This is a genomic window from Frankia sp. CcWB3 (assembly GCF_977927595.1).
Genome location: NZ_CDWRCK010000199.1, coordinates 4920 through 8159 on the forward strand (window position 1 = coordinate 4920; position 3240 = coordinate 8159).

1 protein-coding gene is annotated in these 3240 nt (G+C 76.9%); it reads right to left on the reverse strand.

What is annotated here, in order from left to right:
• The coding region (locus ACY5KJ_RS14835; protein WP_462203612.1) for a condensation domain-containing protein at nucleotides 1-3240 on the reverse strand (3240 nt) is incomplete at both ends.

Genomic DNA, 3240 nt, shown 5'->3' on the forward strand with positions numbered 1-3240 from the left:
CCGCCGGCCAGGTAGCGGCCGGTGGCCCGGGTCGTGACCAGCAGCGCGGCTCGCCCGTCGGCCACCATCTCCATCAGGCGCGCCGGCGGATGGTCCAGCTCGAGCGGCAGGTAGGCGGCGCCGGTGCGCAGGACGGCGAACAGGGCGACAACCATGTCGACCGTCCGGCCGAGCCCGAGCGCCACCACCGTCTCCGGGCCGGCGCCGTGCGCGATCAGTAGCCGCGCCAGCCGGTTCACCCGCTCGTCCAGGTCGCGGTAGGTCAGCCGCTGCTCGCCGCGGACCAGCGCGACCGCCTCGCCGGTCCGCGCGGCCCGCGCGGCGAGCAGGTCGGCGACGGTGTCCGTGCCGATCGGCAGCGCCGGGGCCGAGACCTGGTCCAGCCGGGCCCGCTCGGCCGGCAGCAGCGGGTCGAGGGAGCCCACCGGCGCGTCGAGGTGACCGGCCAGCGAGCCGACCATGGCCAGGAGACGGGAGAACAGCGCCTCGGCCCGCTCCGCCGCGACCACGTCCGCCCGGTATTCCAGCCGCGCAGTGATCCGGGCCCCGGGGAACAGCACGAACGTCAGCGGGTAGTGGGTGTGGTCGAGGCTGCTGCCGCCGATGATCCCGTGGCGGGCGCTGGTCGCCTCGTTCGCCACCTCGTCGATGAAGTTCTGCAGGACGTAGAGCGTGTCGAACAGCACCGGGTGGCCGCTGGCCCGCTGGATGTCACCGAGGCCCAGATACTCATGGTCGAGCAGGTCGAGCCGCGCCTCGGCGACCCGCCGCAGCAGGTCGCCGACGGTCTCGCGCGGATCGAGCCGGACCCGGACCGGGACGGTGTTCAGGAACAGCCCGACGACCTCGTCGATGCCGTCGAGCTCGGTCGGGCGGCCGGCGACGGTCGTGCCGAACACGACGTCGTCCGTACCGGTCGTCGCCGCCAGCACCATCGCGAGCGCCGCGTTGAAGATCGTGTTCAGGGTGACGCCGTGGGCGCGGGCGGCGGCCCGCGCGGCGGCCGCCGTCGCCGCCGGCAGCTCGGCCGTGATCCGGGCCGGGGCGACCGGCGGCAAGCCCCGCGCCGCCGGCACCACCAGCGTCGGGCCCGCCAGGTCGGCCAGGGCCGAGCGCCAGGCCCGCTCGGCGGCGGCGGTGTCCCGCTCGCGCAGCCAAAGCAGGTAGTCGCGGTACGAACCGCGCGACGCGGGCGGGGTCGACGCCGGCTCTTCCGCCCACTCAGTCCCCGGCTCGCCGCCCCCGGCGGCGTACAGCTCGAGCAGGCCCTCGACGACGAGCGCGCCCGACCAGCCGTCCCACAGCAGCACCTGGCGGTTGATCACCAGCCGGGACCGCCCCTCGGCCAGGTGGATCAGGATCAGCCGGAACAGTGGCGGCCGCGCCACGTCGAACGGGCGGGCCCGGTCGGCGGCGGCGATCCGCTCGGCCGCCGCCGACCGCTCGGGCTCGGCCAGTCCGGACAGATCGATCTCCTCGACCGGGGCGGGCAGGTCGCGCGCGATGACCTGCGCCGGGCGGGACAGGCCGTCGCTGAGGAAGCCGGCGCGCAGGGTCGGGTTGCGGGCCATGAAGGTCGCGCAGGCCCGGCGCAGCCGGCCGGCGTCGAGCCGATGGTCGAAGTCCAACGAGAACTGGGCGGTGTAGGCGTCGCTGGTCGCGTCGAGCGCCGAGTGGAAGTACAGGCCATCCTGGAGCGGCGAGAGCGGCCAGACGTCCTCGACCGGCGCCGGGAAGGTACGCGCGATCCGGTCCGCCTCGGCCGGCGGGAGCGCGATGAGCTCGACCGGCTGGCCGAGCGCGGCGGGGCCGGAACCGGGACCGAGACCGGGACCGCCGGCCGGCGCCAGCGAGGCCAGCTCCCCCAGCGCGTCGAGGAAGCCGTCGGCGATGCGCGCGGCCTCGTCCGCCGCCAGCACGGTGGTCAGGTAGGTGAGCGTCGCGCGCAGCACCGGCCCGGCGCCGGCCGAGGACGTCTGGGCGGTCTCGACGCTGACCACATCGATGGTCAGTGGATAACCGACGCCCAGGCCGGGGTCGGGCTCGGCGGCCAGCGCGTCGAACTCCTCGGCCGGCCCCCAGTCGGCCCGGCGGTCGGCGCCGAAGCGACCGAGGTAGTTGAACAGCACCTGGGGCTGTCCGGCCCGGGCCAGGGCCGGGCCGGCGAGCGGGTTGGCGTAGCGGAGCAGGCCGAAGCCGATGCCGCGCTCGGGCGTGGCCCGCAGGCGGGCCGTCACCTCGGTCAGCGTCGCGCCGGCGCCGGCCCGGGGCGGCGCGAGCCGGACCGGCGCGATGCTGGTGAACCAGCCGACGGTGCGGGCGAGGTCCAGTCCGGGGGCGATCTCCTCGCGGCCGTGGCGCTCGAGATCGACCAGGAGGTCGCCGTCGCCGTCCGCCGGGGCGGGCCGGATCGCCATGCGCAAGCCGGCCAGCAGGACGTCGGTGACCTCGGCGCCGGTCGCCGCCGGGACGCCGGTGAGCAGGGCGGTCGTGGCCGCCGCCGGCAGCTCGACGACCAGTCGCCCGGTGTCGGCCACAGTGCCGACGGCCGCTGGGCCGAGCGGGGGCCCGGCGGCTTCGGCGACCGGTCCGGGCGGCTCGGGGAAGGGACGCGCGCCCGGGGCGAGCGTCTCCAGCCAGTAGGCCAGCTCGCCGAGGCGGGCCGGGGCGGTCGCGTGTTCGGCGACCACCTGGCTGAAGGCGCGCAGTGAGGTGCCGACCGGCTCGAGCGCCGGCCGCCGGCCAGCCCGGGCCGCCGCGTAGGCCGCCTCGAGGTCGGCCAGCAGGATACGCCAGGACACGCCGTCCACGACGAGGTGGTGGGCCACCATCACCAGCCGGCCCGGTTCGCTGGGACCGGCGTCGAGCCAGACCGCGCGCAACGTCGTCCCGGTGTCGGGGTCGAGGCGCCCGGCGGCCGAACCGGAGGCGGCGGCGATCATCGCGCGCAGCGCGGCCGGGCCGAGCCCGGCGACATCGATCCGGGTCAGGAGCTCGGGGTCGGTCGGGCCGTCGCCGGCCGGGTCGATCTGGAGCAGCCACACGCTCGGCGCGGGCCGCAGCAGCCGGGCCCGCAGGGCGTCGTGGTGCGCGACCAGCGCGCCGAGCGCGGCCCGTAGGGCCGCCTCGTCGGCGCCGGCCGGCGTCCGGGCCACGAACGCCTGGTTGAACCGCCGGATCTCACCGCCCCAGTCGGCGAGCCGGGCGACGATCGGCGGGGGTGTGAGCACCCCGGTCGCC